17 protein-coding genes are annotated in these 17,674 nt (G+C 54.2%); 8 read left to right on the forward strand and 9 right to left on the reverse strand.

All coding sequences use genetic code 11. The annotated features are described in order from the left end of the window. Positions 1–425 precede the first annotated feature (425 nt). Positions 426–992 carry a D-glycero-beta-D-manno-heptose 1,7-bisphosphate 7-phosphatase gene (gene gmhB, locus APU11_RS12195; protein WP_058650402.1) on the reverse strand — a complete coding sequence of 189 codons (567 nt, stop codon included), beginning with the start codon at positions 990–992 and terminating at the stop codon, positions 426–428. Between the two features lie 188 nt (positions 993–1,180). On the opposite strand from gmhB, the gene metN reads away from it, so the two are divergent. The 6 genes from metN (at position 1,181) to proS (ending at position 6,761) form a co-directional block, all read left to right on the forward strand. Further along, positions 1,181–2,212 (forward strand): methionine ABC transporter ATP-binding protein MetN, encoded by a 1,032-nt coding sequence (gene metN, locus APU11_RS12200; protein WP_023621751.1) that lies wholly within the window; start codon positions 1,181–1,183, stop codon positions 2,210–2,212. Then, positions 2,205–2,858 (forward strand): methionine ABC transporter permease MetI, encoded by a 654-nt coding sequence (locus tag APU11_RS12205; RefSeq protein WP_003856130.1) that lies wholly within the window; start codon positions 2,205–2,207, stop codon positions 2,856–2,858. Before metN ends, APU11_RS12205 begins: the two co-directional genes overlap by 8 nt. Before the next feature lie 41 nt (positions 2,859–2,899). Next, the gene (gene metQ, locus APU11_RS12210; RefSeq protein WP_013095678.1) at positions 2,900–3,715 is read left to right on the forward strand and encodes a methionine ABC transporter substrate-binding lipoprotein MetQ; all 816 of its coding nucleotides are present in this window, start codon (positions 2,900–2,902) and stop codon (positions 3,713–3,715) included. Between the two features lie 106 nt (positions 3,716–3,821). Continuing rightward, positions 3,822–4,226, forward strand: coding sequence for an Rcs stress response system protein RcsF (rcsF, locus tag APU11_RS12215; RefSeq protein ID WP_023621752.1), 405 nt, complete (start codon positions 3,822–3,824; stop codon positions 4,224–4,226). After that, positions 4,223–4,930, forward strand: a complete 708-nt coding sequence (tsaA, locus tag APU11_RS12220; protein WP_020688560.1) for a tRNA (N6-threonylcarbamoyladenosine(37)-N6)-methyltransferase TrmO — start codon at positions 4,223–4,225, stop codon at positions 4,928–4,930. Before rcsF ends, tsaA begins: the two co-directional genes overlap by 4 nt. 112 nt (positions 4,931–5,042) lie before the next feature. Beyond that, positions 5,043–6,761 carry a proline--tRNA ligase gene (proS, locus tag APU11_RS12225; RefSeq protein WP_058650403.1) on the forward strand — a complete coding sequence of 573 codons (1,719 nt, stop codon included), beginning with the start codon at positions 5,043–5,045 and terminating at the stop codon, positions 6,759–6,761. A 48-nt stretch (positions 6,762–6,809) separates the two neighbouring features. Here the strand turns inward: proS and nlpE are convergent, their stop codons facing one another. Genes nlpE through APU11_RS12240 form a run of 3 tightly spaced genes read right to left on the reverse strand, consistent with a single transcriptional unit; the run spans position 6,810 to position 8,506 of the window. After that, a complete protein-coding gene (nlpE, locus tag APU11_RS12230; protein WP_013095674.1) occupies positions 6,810–7,508 on the reverse strand; it encodes an envelope stress response activation lipoprotein NlpE in 699 nt (232 codons plus the stop codon). A 33-nt stretch (positions 7,509–7,541) separates the two neighbouring features. Further along, complete coding sequence (gene arfB, locus APU11_RS12235; RefSeq protein WP_013095673.1) at positions 7,542–7,964, reverse strand: alternative ribosome rescue aminoacyl-tRNA hydrolase ArfB; 423 nt, start codon at positions 7,962–7,964, stop codon at positions 7,542–7,544. Further along, positions 7,961–8,506 carry a YaeQ family protein gene (locus tag APU11_RS12240; protein ID WP_013095672.1) on the reverse strand — a complete coding sequence of 182 codons (546 nt, stop codon included), beginning with the start codon at positions 8,504–8,506 and terminating at the stop codon, positions 7,961–7,963. Before APU11_RS12240 ends, arfB begins: the two co-directional genes overlap by 4 nt. A 196-nt stretch (positions 8,507–8,702) precedes the next feature. On the opposite strand from APU11_RS12240, the gene APU11_RS12245 reads away from it, so the two are divergent. Beyond that, the gene (locus APU11_RS12245; protein ID WP_008501889.1) at positions 8,703–8,903 is read left to right on the forward strand and encodes a YaeP family protein; all 201 of its coding nucleotides are present in this window, start codon (positions 8,703–8,705) and stop codon (positions 8,901–8,903) included. Next, positions 8,890–9,150, forward strand: coding sequence for a Rho-binding antiterminator (rof, locus tag APU11_RS12250; RefSeq protein WP_014830722.1), 261 nt, complete (start codon positions 8,890–8,892; stop codon positions 9,148–9,150). Before APU11_RS12245 ends, rof begins: the two co-directional genes overlap by 14 nt. Positions 9,151–9,178: 28 nt before the next feature. Here rof and tilS read toward each other — a convergent pair whose 3' ends face one another. The 5 genes from tilS to dnaE all read right to left on the reverse strand — a co-directional run bounded on the left by tilS (position 9,179) and on the right by dnaE (position 17,665). Continuing rightward, positions 9,179–10,465 carry a tRNA lysidine(34) synthetase TilS gene (gene tilS / locus APU11_RS12255; RefSeq protein WP_048971830.1) on the reverse strand — a complete coding sequence of 429 codons (1,287 nt, stop codon included), beginning with the start codon at positions 10,463–10,465 and terminating at the stop codon, positions 9,179–9,181. 58 nt (positions 10,466–10,523) lie between these two features. Then, positions 10,524–10,913, reverse strand: coding sequence for a VOC family protein (locus APU11_RS12260; RefSeq protein WP_013095668.1), 390 nt, complete (start codon positions 10,911–10,913; stop codon positions 10,524–10,526). Positions 10,914–10,977: 64 nt separating this feature from the next. Further along, on the reverse strand, positions 10,978–13,110 hold the full coding sequence (locus APU11_RS12265; protein ID WP_058650404.1) for a lysine decarboxylase LdcC: 2,133 nt from the start codon (positions 13,108–13,110) through the stop codon (positions 10,978–10,980). A 100-nt stretch (positions 13,111–13,210) separates the two neighbouring features. Further along, the gene (gene accA / locus APU11_RS12270; RefSeq protein ID WP_013095666.1) at positions 13,211–14,170 is read right to left on the reverse strand and encodes an acetyl-CoA carboxylase carboxyl transferase subunit alpha; all 960 of its coding nucleotides are present in this window, start codon (positions 14,168–14,170) and stop codon (positions 13,211–13,213) included. A gap of 12 nt (positions 14,171–14,182) precedes the next feature. Then, on the reverse strand, positions 14,183–17,665 hold the full coding sequence (gene dnaE / locus APU11_RS12275; protein WP_013095665.1) for a DNA polymerase III subunit alpha: 3,483 nt from the start codon (positions 17,663–17,665) through the stop codon (positions 14,183–14,185). Positions 17,666–17,674 lie beyond the last annotated feature (9 nt).

Raw genomic sequence — 17,674 nt, forward strand, 5'->3', positions numbered from 1 at the left:
GTGTTAGGCCTGCCGCCAGCGTTCAATCTGAGCCATGATCAAACTCTTCAATTTAAAAGTTTGATGCTCAATGAATTAAACTTCGTAATGAATTACGTGTTCACTCGTTGAGACTTGGTATTCATTTTTCGTCTTGCGACGTTAAGAATCCATGTCACTTTGAGTGCCCACACAGATTGTCTGATAAATTGTTAAAGAGCAGTTGCGACGCGCTTCAGCGCTCTGTCGCGAGGTGGCGTATATTACGCTTTCCTCTTTCAGAGTCAACCCTGAATTTCAGGATTTTTTCTCTTCAACCGACCGGGTTGTTTGTGAAGTGATTCACATCCGCCGTGTCGATGGAGGCGCATTATAGGGGGCCTCCGGGGAATGACAAGCGGAAATATGCATTTTTATTTCAACCGCTCATCTTTTCACCAAAAAGCCTATTTTTGGTGCTTTTTGATCGCTTCAGGCAGCTCGGCCAGGCTATTAATCACCCAATCCGCTGCAGTCTCTGCTTCTGGCGTCACGGATTTGCCGGTGCGAACTAATACTTTGGTACCCACACCCGCCGCGGTTGCCGCCTGCATATCTTCCATTTTATCGCCCACCATATAAGAAGCGGCCATATCAATATGCAGAAATTCCTGCGCCGAGATAAACATCCCCGGGTGCGGCTTACGGCAATCACAGGTCTGGCGATACTCTTCTACCGTTCCCTGCGGGTGATGAGGACAATAATAGATGCCATCAAGATCAACACCGCGGTCGGCAAGAGACCAGTCCATCCATTCCGTCAGCGTTTCGAATTGCGCTTCGGTAAATTTGCCACGCGCGATACCAGACTGGTTGGTGACAACCACCAGCGCATAGCCCATCTCTTTTAGCTGGCGCATGGCATCGATAACGCCCTCGATAAATTCGAACTCGTCAATCTCGTGAACATAACCGTGATCCACATTAATAGTGCCATCACGATCGAGAAAAATTGCGGGTACTGATTTTGCCACCGGTTTGCTCCTGAAAAAGGCGTGTTCAGCTAGTATCTCATGAATCGCAGCGCAATAAAGTGCTCATCGCACAGAGTTGGATTGATTTAGACGTCTGGATGCCTTAACATCCGTTTTGTTTACGGGCATCACCCGTATCTGGCAGACGAAAATGCCACGGCTAACTTACATACGATAAAAATAATCTAATGATTAAACTTTCCAATATCACCAAAGTGTTCCAGCAGGGGAACCGAACCATTCAGGCGCTGAACAATGTCAGCCTGCATGTTCCTGCTGGTCAGATTTATGGCGTCATTGGCGCATCGGGTGCAGGTAAAAGTACACTGATCCGTTGTGTTAACCTGCTTGAGCGCCCAACCCAGGGCAGCGTAGAAGTTGGCGGACAAGAACTGACCGCGCTCTCAGAAAAAGAACTGACCAAAGCGCGTCGCCAGATTGGCATGATCTTCCAGCACTTTAACCTGCTGGCGTCACGCACGGTGTTCGGCAACGTCGCCTTACCGCTGGAGCTCGACAACACGCCTAAAGATGAGGTTAAGCGTCGCGTAACCGAGCTGCTGGATCTCGTGGGTCTGGGTGATAAACATGATAGCTACCCGGCCAATCTTTCTGGCGGACAAAAACAGCGTGTAGCCATTGCCCGTGCGCTGGCAAGCAATCCCAAAGTGCTGTTGTGCGATGAAGCCACCAGCGCATTAGACCCGGCCACCACCCGTTCTATTCTGGAACTGCTGAAAGACATTAACCGTCGTCTCGGCCTGACGATCCTCCTTATTACGCACGAGATGGATGTCGTAAAACGCATCTGTGACTGTGTTGCCGTGATCAGCAACGGTGAACTGATTGAGCAGGACACGGTAAGTGAAGTGTTTTCACATCCTAAGACCCCGCTGGCGCAGCAATTTATTCAGTCCACACTGCATCTGGATATTCCGGAAGATTATCTGGAGCGTTTGAAAACCGAACCCACGACGGACAGCGTCCCGATGCTGCGAATGGAGTTCACCGGTCAGTCCGTTGATGCCCCGCTGCTTTCCGAAACCGCGCGCCGCTTCAATGTGAACAACAACATCATCAGCGCGCAGATGGATTACGCCGGTGGCGTGAAGTTCGGCATCATGCTGACGGAAATGCACGGCACACAAGAAGAAACCCAGGCGGCAATTGCCTGGCTGCAAGAACATCACGTAAAAATAGAGGTACTGGGTTATGTCTGAGCCGATGATGTGGCTGCTGGTTCGCGGCGTTTGGGAAACGCTGGCAATGACCTTTGTATCCGGTTTCTTTGGTTTTGTGATTGGCCTGCCGGTCGGCGTACTGCTGTACGTGACGCGTCCGGGTCAAATCATTGAGAACGCGAAGTTGTACCGTACGCTCTCTGCGCTGGTGAATATCTTCCGTTCTATCCCGTTTATTATTCTGCTGGTATGGATGATTCCATTCACCCGCGTGATTGTCGGCACCTCTATTGGTCTGCAGGCGGCCATTGTTCCCCTGACGGTTGGCGCCGCGCCGTTTATCGCGCGTATGGTGGAAAACGCCCTGCTTGAAATTCCAACCGGGTTGATCGAAGCTTCCCGCGCAATGGGCGCCACGCCGATGCAGATCGTGCGCAAGGTTCTGCTGCCGGAAGCACTGCCAGGCCTGGTGAATGCGGCAACCATTACGCTTATCACCCTGGTCGGTTATTCCGCGATGGGCGGTGCCGTTGGCGCTGGCGGTTTAGGCCAGATTGGTTACCAGTACGGCTATATTGGTTATAACGCTACCGTAATGAATACCGTTCTGGTATTGCTGGTTGTACTGGTTTATCTCATCCAGTTCTCTGGCGATCGCATCGTCCGGGCTGTTACGCACAAATAACGTTACACACAACACAAACTCGACGAGTTAAGGATAAAAACATGGCGTTTAAATTAAAGACCTTTGCTGCAGCAGGCGCGCTGATCGGCTCTCTGGCACTGGTGGGTTGTGGTCAGGACGAAAAAGATCCCAACCACATTAAAGTGGGCGTTATCGTGGGTGCAGAACAGCAGGTTGCTGAAACCGCTCAGAAAGTGGCAAAAGAGAAGTATGGCCTTGATGTTGAGCTGGTGACCTTCAACGATTACGTTCTGCCGAACGAAGCGCTGAGCAAAGGCGATATTGACGCCAACGCCTTCCAGCACAAACCGTATCTGGATCAGCAGATCAAGGATCGCGGTTACAAACTGGTTGCTGTGGGTAACACCTTCGTTTACCCAATCGCGGGCTACTCCAAGAAGATTAAATCGCTGGACGAACTGCAGCCAGGCTCTCAGGTTGCTGTGCCAAACGATCCAACTAACCTGGGCCGTTCCCTGCTGCTGCTGCAGAAAGTGGGCCTGATTAAACTGAAAGACGGCGTTGGCCTGCTGCCGACCGTTCTCGACGTGACCGAGAACCCGAAAAATCTGAAAATTGTTGAGCTGGAAGCGCCACAGCTGCCACGCTCTCTGGACGATGCGCAGATCGCCCTGGCTGTTATCAACACTACCTACGCCAGCCAGATTGGCCTGACCCCGGCAAAAGACGGCATCTTTGTGGAAGACAAAGATTCCCCGTACGTTAACCTGATCGTGACCCGTGAAGACAACAAAGACGCGGAAAACGTGAAGAAATTCGTTCAGGCTTATCAGTCTGAAGAAGTTTACCAGGAAGCCAACAAAGTGTTTAACGGCGGCGCGGTTAAAGGCTGGTAATCTGACCTCAGTGTAATATCATCAAGACGGGCTTCTGCCCGTCTTGTCATTTGTGCAGTCAACTGATTCAATATCTGACGTTTTGATTATCCACTGAGGAATTATTATGCGTGCTTTACCGATCTGTCTTTTAGCACTGATGCTGAGCGGCTGTTCTATGCTAAGCAGATCTCCAGTTGAACCCGTTCAAAGCACTGCAACCCCGCCAAAAGCAGAGCCCGTTAAACCTAAAGCGCCTCGCCCTGCGCCGGTACGTATCATTACCAAAGCCGACGACCTCGTGGGCAAGCCTTTCCGTGAGCTCGGTGAGGTGAGCGGTGAATCCTGTCAGGCTACCAATCAGGACTCCCCACCCAACATTCCGACAGCCCGTAAACGTATGCAGATCAACGCGGCCAAAATGAAAGCTAACGCGGTACTGTTGCACAGCTGTGAAGTCACCAGCGGGACACCAGGCTGCTATCGTCAGGCGGTGTGTATTGGTTCGGCGCTGACCATTTCGGCGAAATGAGTGCCTTTCATTTCGAACAGATAGGCGTTATCCGCTCTCCTTACAAAGAGAAGTTTGCCGTGCCACGCCAGCCGGGTCTGGTCACCAGCGGCAGCGGTGAACTTCACTTGATTGCGCCCTATAATCAGGCCGATGCGGTGCGCGGGCTTGAGGCGTTCAGCCATTTATGGGTTGTTTTTGTGTTTCACCAGACGATGGACGGTGGCTGGCGTCCTACGGTGCGCCCTCCTCGTCTGGGCGGAAATGCCCGGATGGGGGTATTCGCGACCCGCTCAACCTTTCGTCCAAACCCGATCGGCATGTCGCTGGTTGAACTGAAAGGAATACGCTGTCAGAAAGATCAGGTGATACTGGAGTTAGGCAGCCTTGACCTGGTTGATGGCACCCCGGTTATCGACATTAAACCCTATCTGCCTTTTGCCGAAGCGTTGCCAGATGCCCGGGCCAGCTACGCCCAGCAAGCACCGCAGGCGGATATGCCTGTTCACTTTACGCCAGAACTGCTTACGCAAATTGGCCAACTGGAAAAGCGCTATCCCCGTTTGCGGGACTTTATCGTAGACGTTCTGGCGCAGGATCCGCGTCCAGCCTACCGTAAAGAAGAGGAAGCCGGGAAAACCTACGCCGTCTGGCTGCTGGATTTTAATGTCCGCTGGCGCGTGACAGAGACCGGTTTTGAAGTGTTTGCCCTGGAACCCAGGTAATTTTCTTCTCCTCTCTTTTGGCATCTTTACCACACTGGTAAACTAAACCACTTTTTTTGTGTCAGGCTGGCGTTTCAGCCTGTTCCAATCGTCGAAATGGAACCGTAACAACATGCGTACTAGCCAATATCTGCTCTCCACACTGAAGGAGACACCTGCCGACGCCGAAGTCATCAGCCATCAGCTGATGCTGCGCGCCGGGATGATCCGCAAGCTGGCCTCCGGGTTGTACACCTGGCTGCCGACCGGCGTGCGCGTCCTGAAAAAAGTCGAAAACATCGTGCGTGAAGAGATGAATAACGCCGGTGCTATCGAGGTGTCCATGCCCGTGGTTCAGCCCGCTGACCTGTGGCAGGAGAGCGGCCGTTGGGAGCAATATGGCCCTGAACTGCTGCGCTTCGTTGACCGTGGCGAGCGTCCGTTCGTCCTCGGCCCGACGCATGAAGAAGTGATCACCGATCTGATTCGCAATGAGCTGAGCTCTTACAAACAGCTGCCGCTGAACTTCTTCCAGATCCAGACCAAGTTCCGTGACGAAGTTCGCCCGCGTTTCGGCGTTATGCGTTCTCGCGAATTCCTGATGAAAGATGCTTACTCTTTCCATACTTCTCAGGAATCTCTGCAAGAGACCTACGACAAAATGTACGAGGCTTACAGCAAAATCTTCTCCCGCATGGGTCTGGATTTCCGTGCTGTGCAAGCCGATACCGGCTCTATCGGTGGTAGCGCGTCCCATGAGTTCCAGGTTCTGGCGCAGAGTGGTGAAGACGATGTAATCTTCTCTGACTCCTCTGACTACGCGGCAAACATTGAATTTGCTGAAGCACTGGCACCAAAAGAACCACGCGGCGCGGCAACCCAGGAAATGGCGCTGGTTGACACGCCAAATGCCAAAACCATTGCCGAGCTGGTTGAGCAGTTTGCGCTGCCGATCGAAAAAACCGTTAAAACGCTGCTGGTGAAATCTACTGAAGGCAGTGCATATCCGCTGGTTGCCCTGCTGGTACGTGGTGATCACGAGCTGAACGAAGTGAAAGCTGAGAAGCTGCCACAGGTTGCCAGCCCACTGACCTTCGCAACGGAAGCAGAAATCCGCGCCGTCGTAAACGCAGGCCCAGGCTCTCTGGGTCCGGTGAATATGCCTGTGCCTGTTGTGATTGACCGCACGGTTGCGGCGATGAGCGACTTCGCTGCAGGCGCTAACATTGATGGTAAACACTACTTTGGCATCAACTGGGATCGCGATGTGGCAACGCCAGAAGTGGCGGATATCCGCAACGTCGTTGCAGGCGATCCAAGCCCGGATGGCCAGGGCACCCTGATGATTAAACGCGGCATCGAAGTGGGCCATATCTTCCAGCTGGGCGATAAATATTCCCGTGCGCTGAACGCTGCCGTTCAGGGTGAAGATGGCCGTAACCAGATCCTGACCATGGGTTGCTACGGTATCGGGGTCACGCGCGTGGTGGCTGCGGCGATTGAGCAGAACTACGACGAGCGTGGCATTGTCTGGCCGGATAACATCGCGCCGTTCCAGGTGGCGATCCTGCCAATGAACATGCACAAGTCTTACCGTGTGCAGGAGCTGGCTGAGAAACTGTACGCAGAGCTGCGCGCGCAGGGTATCGAAGTGCTGATGGACGACCGTAAAGAACGTCCTGGCGTGATGTTTGCTGATATGGAACTGATTGGTATTCCTCATACCATCGTTATCGGTGACCGTAACCTCGACAGCGACGAGATTGAATATAAATACCGTCGTAGCGGCGAAAAACAGATGATCAAGACCGGTGATATCCTTGATTACCTGGTAAAAGCCATCAAAGGTTAAATAAAAAACCCCGCTCAGGCGGGGTTTTTTCATGGCGCAAAGCCAGCGTTATTTACTGTTACAGTCTTTGCCTGCCGCGAACTTCGCGTCTTTATCTGCCACAAGGGTTTTCACCAACTCGCCGCTATCCGGGTTTGGCTCCAGCGTAAAGTGACCGTCGACCGTCAATAATACCGGCTTACTGTCATTTCCGCGTGCGACCGCATAATCCCGTTCCAGCTGGGCATTGTTCGCCACGCTCACTTTCTTACCCGTTGCGCAATCTGTAAAGATGGCCGCATCAGCCATATAGAAATACATGCCCCGCATCGGCATCGGCGTGGCCGGCAGCGCCGCTTTCACCGGAGCCAGCGTGTAGTTGAACTGGGATTCAATCGGGTTGCCTTCACGGTCGAGCATCTCCATCCCCTCGCCTTTGGCGCGGAAATACGTTTTCTCACCACTCGTATCGGTCAACACCAGCTTCTCGGCCGTGCGTGCCCATGTCCCGTAAGTCGCAAAAGAGGAGGGTTCTTTCGCGCCCTGATACCGCTGATTCATGACCCACGTACCGTCTTTTTGCAGGAACAGCGACGTCTCAATGCCTTCACAGTCGGCACAAGGCAGTACGCCGCGCCAGCTCTGCTGCATTGGCTTTAGCTCTTCATTCTGCGTGGGCTGCAGGACCTGCGTTTCCGAACGGTTGTTACATCCGAAAAGCGCAAAGAGCGTACTCACTGCCAACGCTGACCATAATGCTTTTTTCACAATGAATTCCTTATGAAATAGTGTTCCTTTTCGTCAATCCAAAGGGCGACGAACTTTACCGCGTAGTGCTTTCACTGTGGATTTCTGAGCCTTTGACGACAACCGACGCTCTTTCGATGCGCGGGTTGGCCGCGTTGCCCGACGGCTTTTTTGCACCGTAGTTAATTCTTTTATCACCGCCACCAGTCTGGCCATAGCCGCTTCCCGGTTTAACTCCTGGCTACGGTACTCCTGCGCCTTGATCACAATGACACCGTCACTGGTGATCAGATGATGGCTGGCAGCGAGCAGACTTTCCTTATAATACTCTGGCAGGCTTGAGGCCCGAATGTCAAAGCGCAAATGGATAGCGGTTGAAGCCTTGTTAACGTGCTGTCCCCCCGCCCCCTGCGCACGGATGGCGGTGATCTCCAGCTCATTGTCCGGGATGCTGACGTTTCGGGACAACACGATCATGAAGCAGGCTGCCACGCCGCCAGATGAATTTCCAGATTATTCTGAGAGTCAGAAAGCCAGATTGCACCGTCCTGGATCGTCGCCTGCAGAGTCATCGTCCGGCTGGCAAATTCGCTCAGCTGCGCCAGTTGTTCATCATCCAGATACCAGACCGTAAGGTTTTTAAACTGACCGCTCTTGCTCTTGTTTTGCTGCCACCAGATTTCCGCAGCGCGTTGGTTGTACGCGAATAGCGCCACTTCCGCAGACTGGGTACACGCCTTTTTGAGGCGGCGCTCATCCGGCAGACCAAGTTCAATCCATAAATCGATACCCAGATGATCGTTACGCAGCCAGGCTTCCGGCTCGTCTTCTGCGCTTAAGCCACGGGTAAACTGCAGACGCTCGTCGGCATATTTAATCCACGCCAGCAGGCGCAGCATCATGCGCTCCTGGGTTTCAGAGGGGTGACGCGCCAGCGTCAATGACGCATCCAGAAACTGGTTGCGGTCAAGGTCAGCCACATTGACCACCGCTTTATAAATTGTCGCTTTCAGCGCCATGGGAGAACTCCTTTCGAATCAGGCGCACATTGTAGCGAAAACAGCAGCAAAAGGCTGTTACGCCGTGATGAATACGGCGCCATCAAGGCTCTGATATTGCTTAAATGAGTATGGTATAGTCACCTTGCTAAACCGAGTTTATCTTCGTAGGCTTAATGATATCTCACAGTAAGTCAGTGCGCTGGCGGGAGGGGATGTGAATAATTATTGTGAGCTAATTCGCAAACGGTATGCGGAAATCGCCAGCGGAGATCTGGGATATGTCCCGGATGCGTTGGGCTGTGTATTGAAAGTGCTTAATGAAGTGGCCTCTGATGAGAGCCTTTCAGAATCGGTCAGGGAAAAAGCAGCGTATGCTGCGGCGAATTTACTGGTGAGCGATTATGTCGATGAATGATACTTATCAACCCATCAATTGTGATGACTATGACAACCTCGAACTCGCCTGCCAGCATCATTTAATACTGACGCTGGAGTTAAAAGATGGCGAAGTGTTGAAGGCGAAAGCCAGCGACCTGGTTTCACGTAAGAATGTGGAATATCTGATAGTGGAAGACGCCGGTGCGACGCGTGAGCTACGCCTGGACAAAATTGCCAGCTTCAGCCACCCGCAAATCGGCACCGTCGTGGTGAGCGAATCCTGATGACACTAACGGGCAGCCTGGCTGCCCGTTACGTTTTCCACTCCAGACTCACGCCCGATTCTGCCCAGCCCTCTTCTGTAATGAATACCCCTGCCGCCGCAATCAGTGTTTCACCGTAAAAAAGTAACGGCGTGGTATCGCGCAACCAGGGCGGCACATTGCACTCCTGCCAGATTTTTTTGAGCTTCCTTCCACCGTTACGTCCGACAATGTGCAGCATACCGCTGGCCTTAAAGCGCACGGTGACCGGTTCTTCGGCTTTCGGTAAACGCACATGGCCTGGCGTCTCCAGAGACAAGCTTCCCATATCCCAGGGCAACAGCAGCGGTTTCGCAGGCGATGGCCAGCCGAGCACCACATCTGCAAGCGAGGGGGTCGATTTCACCCACCACAGCTGGCCTTTATAGCGCCTGACGTCAAAACCGTTCAGGTGCACGCACGGCGTTGCATCCTCCCGCGCCTGGGCGACTTCGTCCCAAATACGTCCCAGCATGGCACGCGATGGCATCGTTGCACGGTGAGAGGCCAGCCAACGGCGCAGCAGCGCGGCCCGACGAACCGGACTCATCGCCTCCAGCGGTGCGATCGCCAACGCCCCGTTTACCGAAATCAGTTCAGCCAGTTCTTCACTCAGCAGTTCATCCAGCAGGCTCTCCTGTTCGGCACACAGCAGGGCGCTTCGTGCTGTTGCGTCTGCAAAGTGCGGCCAGCGTGCGGTCAGTAACGGCAAAACACGCAGACGCAGGAAATTACGATCGTAGCCATCGTCCTGATTGCTCTCATCTTCAATCCAGCTCAGCTGATATTGCTGCGCCCAGGCTTCCAGCGATGCGCGCGACTCGCCAAGCAGCGGACGCAATAATTGCGTCCCGGCAAAATCAGAGCGTTCAGGCATGGCGGAGAGCCCCGCCGGGCCACTTCCCCGTTTTAACGCCAGCAAGAAGGTTTCGCACTGGTCGTCAAGGTGCTGTGCCGTGACCAGCGCTTCGCCGGGCTGTAATGCCGCGGTAAATGCGGCATAGCGCGCTTTACGCGCGTGCGCTTCAATACCGAGCCCTTCATCTCTGAGCACCACCCGTTTAATCTCAAGCGGGATCGCCCAGGCCGAGCACACCGCTTCACAGTGCGCAACCCAGGCGTCGGCATGAGGACTCAGCCCATGATGTATATGCATCGCCCGGAGCTGAACGTCAGGCTGTTGATCGCGCCAGAGTTTGAGGCGATGGAGCAACACCGTGGAATCCAGGCCACCGCTAAATCCCACCAGCAGCTGGCGATACGGTGAAACGGCTTGCGCAATAGCGGGTAGGGTCATAGAGAATTACACATAAAAAATGCCCGAACAGAGCGGGCATTATCACACAGGATGGCGCTTACTGCTGGTAAAGCTCCAGCGGAAGACCGTCCGGATCGTTGAAAAAAGTAAAACGCTTGTCGGTAAACGGATCGACACGAATCGCTTCGCACTTCACGCCATGCTCTTCAAGATGTTTTACCGCACGGTCAAGATCATCCACGCTAAAAGCCAGATGGCGCAGGCCGCAGGCTTCCGGACGGGACGGACGCGCAGGCGGGAAAGGAAAAGAGAACAGTTCAATCACATACTGCCCGTTTAACGCCAGATCGCCTTTCCAGGAGTCGCGCTCCACACGATAGGCCTCACTTAACAGCGTAAAGCCCAGAATGTCGCAATAAAAGGCCTTACTTTTGGCGTAATCGGTGGCAATGATCGCAATATGATGAACCTGTTTTAAACCCAGCATAGCTTCTCCTTTTATGATGCCTGAACGTTACAACCGAAAACCCGCCCCTGGCAAGCAGCCACCTTTATTTTAGGACTCGCACCCAGTAAACCCCATTTTCATCACGTTTCGCACCGTGGATATCCGTCTCGAAGCCCGGGTAGTGACGCCCCACAGAACAGAGCATCAGCAGAAAATCGAGCACCGCACGGCTCTCTTCGGTGATCATCTCTCCCGGCATCAGCAGCGGTACGCCCGGTGGATAAGGCAGGATCATATTGGCCGAGACGCGTCCCACCAGATTTTCCAGCTCAACGGTTTCTACCTCCCCTTTCACCTGTCGCTGCCAGGCTTTGTGCGGCGTCAGTTTCATCTCAGGCAAGACGTCAAACGCCTGCAGCATCAGGCGCGGCAGATCGTGCTGGCGGATCAGTTTGTGGATCCCCTGGGCCAGATCCTGTATACGCATATTGCGATAAAAATCAGGATCCTCCGCATAGAGATCCGGCAGCATGTTCTTCACGCGCAGGTTCAGATCGTACGCACGCTTAAACTCCATCAGCCCACGTAGCAGACCCATCGCGCGGGTTTTATCAATCCCAATACTGAACAGGAACAACAGGTTATACGGTCCGGTTTTCTCCACCACCACGCCGCGCTCATCAAGGAATTTCGCCACCAGCGCGGCCGGAATGCCTTCATCGCTCATGTTGCCCTGTTCATCCATGCCCGGCGTCAGGATGGTCACTTTTACCGGGTCGAGGAACATGTGGTCGGCATCGGCATCACGGAAGCCATGCCACTCCTCACCCGGCGCGACTGGCCAGCACTCCGCCTCGTCAATCTCTTCCGGCTGCCAGATATCAAAGAACCAGCCATCAGCCTCATCTTTTAACCGCTGAACCTCTTTGCGGAAATGCAGCGCGCGCTCTACAGAGCGATTGATAAGACGTTTGCCCGGATTGCCGCGCAGCATCGCCGCAGCCGTTTCAATGGAGGCCACCAGCGGATAACTTGGTGAGGTGGTGGTGTGCATCATAAACGCTTCGTTAAACGTCTCTTCGTCGTACTCACCTTTGATATGGATAAGCGAGGCCTGGGAAAACGCAGCCAGCATTTTGTGCGTCGATTGCGTTTCGAAAAACACTTTGCCCGGCACGCGTTCGCCACTCATTCCACTTTTACCCGCGTAGATGGGGTGGAAATTGGTATAAGGCACCCACGCGGAATCAAAGTGGATCGAGGGGACATCCAGCGTCTGTTTGATCCAGTTGGTGTTATACAGCAATCCGTCATAGGTGGAGTTGGTGATCACCGCATGGATCGGCCAGCTTGCGCCGGGGATCGCCGCCACCTTATTTTCTATGGCTGAATGGGTGAATTCACGGCGCGGAATTCCCCCCAGGATCCCCAGCGCGTTACGCGTGGGTGACAGCCAGAGCGGTACGACATCGCTCATCATCAGCAGATGCGCCAGCGACTTATGGCAGTTACGGTCGATGAGTAACGTACTTCCGGCCGGGGCGGCATACATGCCGACGATTTTGTTTGACGTCGACGTACCGTTGGTCACCATATAGCTCTGCTCGGCCCCAAAGGTGCGGGCAATGTACTCTTCCGCTTCAAGGTGTGGACCGGTGTGATCCAGCAATGAGCCAAGCTCGGTAACCGAAATCGACACATCCGCTTTCAGGGTGTTACCGCCGAAGAAATCATAAAACAGACAGCCAACCGGGCTTTTTTGATAAGCCGTCCCCGCCATATGACCAGGCGTGCAAAAGGTGTACTTCCCTTCCTTCACATAGGTAAACAGCGCCCGGGTAAACGGCGGCGTGATGTTATCCAGATACTCGCCGGTATATTGCTGAATGCGGGCCGCAATATCTTCGGCCACGCCGAGTGAGTATTCGAAAAACCACAGCGCCATCCGCATATCCTGTGCACTGACGTCCATGGTCGAGTGGGTATTGATAAACGCATACAGCGGGAGATATTCATTCAGCTTGTTGATATCGCTGCACAGCTCCAGGTCGTACTCATCCCAGTCGAAGATCACGCCACAGATCCGCGGGTTGTGCTCAATGAACTTCAGCAGGTCAGCGCTGTTGTGCGGCCAGATCAGCTGATAGCCACGTGACTGCAGGGCCTGCTCCAGCTCCTTGATAGGCTCATCTTTATAAAAGACGCCGTGTGGCCCCATAATGGCAATAATATTCACGGGCTTCCTCCTTAAAAAACATTAGCTAAGCATAGCCAGGGTAAACCGCAGGTATAAAAAAAGCCGCAACAGTGTGCGGCTTTTCAGATAATTGTGAAGCTTACGCGTAACCGTAGGTCATCAGACGCTGGTAACGACGATTGAGCAGGTCTTCTTTGCTCAGCACATCCAGGTCCGCCAGATCGGCCAGCAGCTGCGCTTTCAGGGAAGCGGCCATCACTTCCGGCTTACGATGCGCACCACCCAGAGGTTCAGGGATGACGGTATCGATCAGCTTCAGCTCTTTCAGGCGTGGGGCAATGATGCCCATCGCTTCTGCAGCCAGAGGCGCTTTATCGGCGCTCTTCCACAGGATAGAGGCACACCCTTCCGGAGAGATAACGGAATAGGTGCTGTACTGCAGCATATTCACTTTATCGCCCACGCCAATCGCCAGCGCACCACCGGAACCACCTTCACCGATGACGGTACAGATGACAGGCACCTTCAGGCGAGACATCTCACGCAGGTTACGTGCGATGGCTTCAGACTGACCGCGCTCTTCCGCGCCCACGCCTGGGTAAGCACCCGGGGTGTCGATAAAGGTGATGATGGGCATATTGAAACGCTCAGCCATCTCCATCAGACGCAGAGCTTTACGGTAGCCTTCTGGTGCCGGCATACCAAAGTTACGACGGATCTTCTCTTTGGTTTCACGGCCTTTCTGATGGCCAATGATCATCACCGGACGTCCATCCAGACGAGCGATACCACCGACGATAGCTTTATCGTCAGCGTAAGCGCGGTCGCCTGCCAGTTCGTCAAATTCGTCAAACGCCAGGCGGACATAATCCAGGGTGTACGGACGCTGTGGGTGACGCGCCAACTGGGCGATCTGCCATGCGCCGAGATCGGCAAAGATTTTGCGCGTCAGTTCTACGCTTTTTTCGCGCAGACGATGCACTTCTTCGTCGATGTTAATATCCAGTTTTTCATCCTGACGGCTTACCGCTGTCAGAGAATCGATTTTCGCTTCCAGCTCAGCAATCGGCTGTTCGAAATCAAGGAAATTCAGACTCATAGTATTCCTGTATTAGTCAAACTCCAGTTCCACCTGCTCCGAACCAATGAGGCCACGGAGATCGTTCAGTAAACGATCGCTCGGAGAGACACGCCACGTTGCACCAAAGCGCAACCGCGCACGTGCATCCGCCCTCTGATAGTAGAGATGTACTGGAATTGTCCCCGAGCGGTGGGGTTCCAGAGACTGACGGAGTCGGTTTAAAAGCTGGTCATCAATTTGCCTGTCCGTCAGCGAGATAGCAAGCCCGCGAGCATATTTTTCCCGGGCTTCGTCAATGTCCATCACTTCGCGGGCGGTCATTTTAAGCCCCCCGCTGAAGTCATCAAAGCTGACCTGTCCGCTGACGATAAGTATGCGGTCTTTTTCCAGCAATTGCTGGTATTTATCCAGCGCGTCGGTGAATAACATCACCTCCAGACGCCCGGAACGGTCATCCAGGGTACAGATGCCGATACGATTGCCGCGCTTGGTGACCATAACCCTTGCAGCAATCACGAGCCCCGCAGCCGTGGTGATTTTACCACGTTCTGTCGGATGCATGTCTTTCAGCCTGTAGCCTCCGACATAGCGCTCAATTTCTTTGATGTACTGATTGATCGGGTGCCCCGTCAGGTACAAGCCTAACGTTTCACGCTCACCATCCAGCACCACCTGTTCTGGCCACGGCAGACAGCTGGCGTAAGACTGCTCGATCTGCTCTGGCTCTTCCGCCAGCACGCCGAACATGTCCGCCTGGCCAATGGCTTCCGCTTTTGCGTGCTGATCCGCGGCTTTCAGCGCGTCGCCAAGCGAGTTCATCAGCGCGGCGCGGTGCGGCCCCAGCCTGTCGAACGCACCGGACATGATCAGTTTTTCCAGCACGCGGCGGTTCAGTTTTTTGGTATCGGTACGGGCGCACAGATCAAACAGCTCGCGGAAATAACCGCCGTTATTACGCGCTTCGATGATCGCCTCGATCGGCCCTTCACCTACGCCTTTGATTGCGCCGATCCCGTACACGATCTCCCCGTCGTCGTTAACGTGGAAATGGTAAAGACCCGAGTTAATATCCGGCGGCAGGATCTTCAGTCCCATGCGCCAGCACTCATCCACCAGGCCAACCACCTTCTCGGTGTTATCCATATCGGCGGTCATTACCGCCGCCATAAATTCAGCGGGATAGTGCGCCTTCAGCCACAGGGTTTGATACGACACCAAAGCATAGGCGGCAGAGTGCGATTTGTTAAATCCGTACCCGGCGAATTTCTCCACCAGGTCGAAGATTTTCATTGCCAGTTCGCCGTCAATGCCGTTTTTCTTCGCGCCATCTTCAAAAATAGAGCGCTGCTTGGCCATCTCCTCCGGCTTTTTCTTACCCATTGCACGACGCAGCATATCCGCGCCGCCGAGGGTATAGCCGGAGAGCACCTGAGCAATCTGCATGACCTGTTCCTGATACAGGATGATGCCGTAGGTTGGCTCCAGTACCGGCTTCAGGCTTTCGTGCTGCCACTGAACGTCCGGGTAGGAAATCTCTTCCCGACCATGCTTACGGTCGATAAAGTTATCTACCATCCCCGACTGCAGCGGTCCCGGACGGAACAGCGCCACCAGTGCGATCATATCTTCGAAGCAGTCAGGCTGCAGACGTTTAATCAGATCTTTCATGCCGCGGGATTCAAGCTGGAAGACCGCGGTGGTCTCCGAGCGCTGCAGCATGTCGAAACTTTTCTTGTCATCCAGCGGGATAGCCGCGATATCCAGCGGCGGCTCGCCGTTCTTCTCGCGGCGGGCGTTGATCATCTCCAGCGCCCAGTTGATGATGGTAAGCGTACGCAGACCGAGGAAGTCGAACTTCACCAGCCCGGCGTATTCAACGTCGTTCTTATCAAACTGGGTAACCGGGTGCTGCCCCGCTTCGTCACAATAGAGCGGCGCAAAGTCGGTAATTTTGGTCGGGGCGATAACCACACCACCCGCGTGTTTACCGGCGTTACGCGTGACGCCTTCCAGCTTACGCGCCATGTCGATCAGCGCTTTGACTTCTTCGTCAGCTTCGTAGATTTCCGGCAGCTGCGGCTCGGCTTCAAACGCTTTTGCCAGCGTCATCCCCGGATCGGGCGGCACCAGCTTAGAGATGCGATCGACGAAGCCGTACGGATGCCCCAGCACGCGGCCCACGTCGCGGATAACCGCTTTCGCCGCCATCGTACCGAAGGTAATGATCTGCGAAACCGCGTCACGGCCATACATATCCGCCACGTGCTCAATAACCTGGTCACGTTTTTCCATACAGAAGTCGACGTCGAAGTCGGGCATGGAGACACGTTCCGGGTTAAGGAAACGTTCGAATAGCAGGTCAAATTCCAGCGGATCGAGGTCAGTGATCTTAAGCGCATAGGCCACCAGTGACCCGGCACCGGAACCACGTCCTGGACCAACCGGCACGCCGTTATCCTTCGACCACTGGATAAACTCCATTACGATCAGGAAGTAGCCCGGGAAGCCCATCTGGTTGATAACCTGAAGTTCGATATCCAGGCGCTCGTCATACTCCGGACGGCGTTTTTTACGCTCTTCTTCATCCGGGAAAAGGAATTCAAGACGTTCTTCCAGACCTTCTTTGGATTTCATGACCAGGAAGTCTTCCGTGGTCATTTCCCCGGTCGGGAACTGCGGCAGGAAATACTCACCCAAACGCACGGTAACGTTACAGCGCTTGGCGATTTCAACGCTGTTTTCCAGCGCTTCCGGGATGTCAGAGAAGAGTTCACACATCTCCTCTTCGCTGCGCATGTACTGCTGAGCAGAATAATTACGCGGGCGCTTGGGATCGTCGAGGGTGAAGCCATCATGGATCGCCACGCGAATCTCGTGAGCGTCGAAATCCCCGGCCTCAAGGAAGCGTACATCGTTGGTTGCCACCACGGGCAGCCCGCGCGCTTCCGCAAGCGCCACAGCGGCATGGAGATAACTCTCTTCATCCGGGCGACCGGTGCGGATCAGCTCCAGATAATAACGATCCGGGAAGTACTCTTCATAGAATGATACGCACTGATCCACCAGCGCACTATTGCCGCGCAGCAGGCATTTGCCCACATCACCCATGCGGCCGCCGGAGATCAGCAATAACCCTTCGTTCAGCTCCGCCAGCCAGTCCCGGTCAATCCATGGCCCCAGGGCGCCGTAGCCTCGCTGGTAGGCTTTGGAGATAAGCAGGGTGAGATTCTGATAACCCGTGTTGTTCATCGCTAACACGGAAATTTGCGTCATTTCGTCGCCGAGCAGTTCGCTCTGCACATGAAAATCAGCTCCGACGATGGGTTTCATCCCCGCGCCATGCGCCGTTCCGTAGAACTTCACCAGACCACACAGGTTGGTAAAATCGGTGATCGCCAGCGCAGGCATACCCAGTGAGGCCGCCTTTTTTACCAGCGGCCCGGTTTTCGCCAGCCCATCGATCATGGAGTAGTCGCTATGCACCCGCAGGTGTACGAAACGTGGTTCAGCCATCTTCAGATT

This window comes from Enterobacter sp. 50793107, assembly GCF_001463365.1.
GTDB classification, from domain to species: Bacteria; Pseudomonadota; Gammaproteobacteria; order Enterobacterales; family Enterobacteriaceae; genus Enterobacter; species Enterobacter cloacae.

Bases quoted from the DNA above. Each gene is read 5' to 3' on its own strand.
- metN (WP_023621751.1), top strand. From the start codon at position 1,181: ATGATTAAACTTTCCAATATCACCAAAGTGTTCCAGCAGGGGAACCGA.
- APU11_RS12205 (WP_003856130.1), top strand. From the start codon at position 2,205: ATGTCTGAGCCGATGATGTGGCTGCTGGTTCGCGGCGTTTGGGAAACG.
- metQ (WP_013095678.1), top strand. From the start codon at position 2,900: ATGGCGTTTAAATTAAAGACCTTTGCTGCAGCAGGCGCGCTGATCGGC.
- rcsF (WP_023621752.1), top strand. From the start codon at position 3,822: ATGCGTGCTTTACCGATCTGTCTTTTAGCACTGATGCTGAGCGGCTGT.
- tsaA (WP_020688560.1), top strand. From the start codon at position 4,223: ATGAGTGCCTTTCATTTCGAACAGATAGGCGTTATCCGCTCTCCTTAC.
- proS (WP_058650403.1), top strand. From the start codon at position 5,043: ATGCGTACTAGCCAATATCTGCTCTCCACACTGAAGGAGACACCTGCC.
- arfB (WP_013095673.1), bottom strand. From the start codon at position 7,964: ATGATCGTGTTGTCCCGAAACGTCAGCATCCCGGACAATGAGCTGGAG.
- APU11_RS12240 (WP_013095672.1), bottom strand. From the start codon at position 8,506: ATGGCGCTGAAAGCGACAATTTATAAAGCGGTGGTCAATGTGGCTGAC.
- rof (WP_014830722.1), top strand. From the start codon at position 8,890: ATGTCGATGAATGATACTTATCAACCCATCAATTGTGATGACTATGAC.
- tilS (WP_048971830.1), bottom strand. From the start codon at position 10,465: ATGACCCTACCCGCTATTGCGCAAGCCGTTTCACCGTATCGCCAGCTG.
- APU11_RS12260 (WP_013095668.1), bottom strand. From the start codon at position 10,913: ATGCTGGGTTTAAAACAGGTTCATCATATTGCGATCATTGCCACCGAT.
- accA (WP_013095666.1), bottom strand. From the start codon at position 14,170: ATGAGTCTGAATTTCCTTGATTTCGAACAGCCGATTGCTGAGCTGGAA.
- dnaE (WP_013095665.1), bottom strand. From the start codon at position 17,665: ATGGCTGAACCACGTTTCGTACACCTGCGGGTGCATAGCGACTACTCC.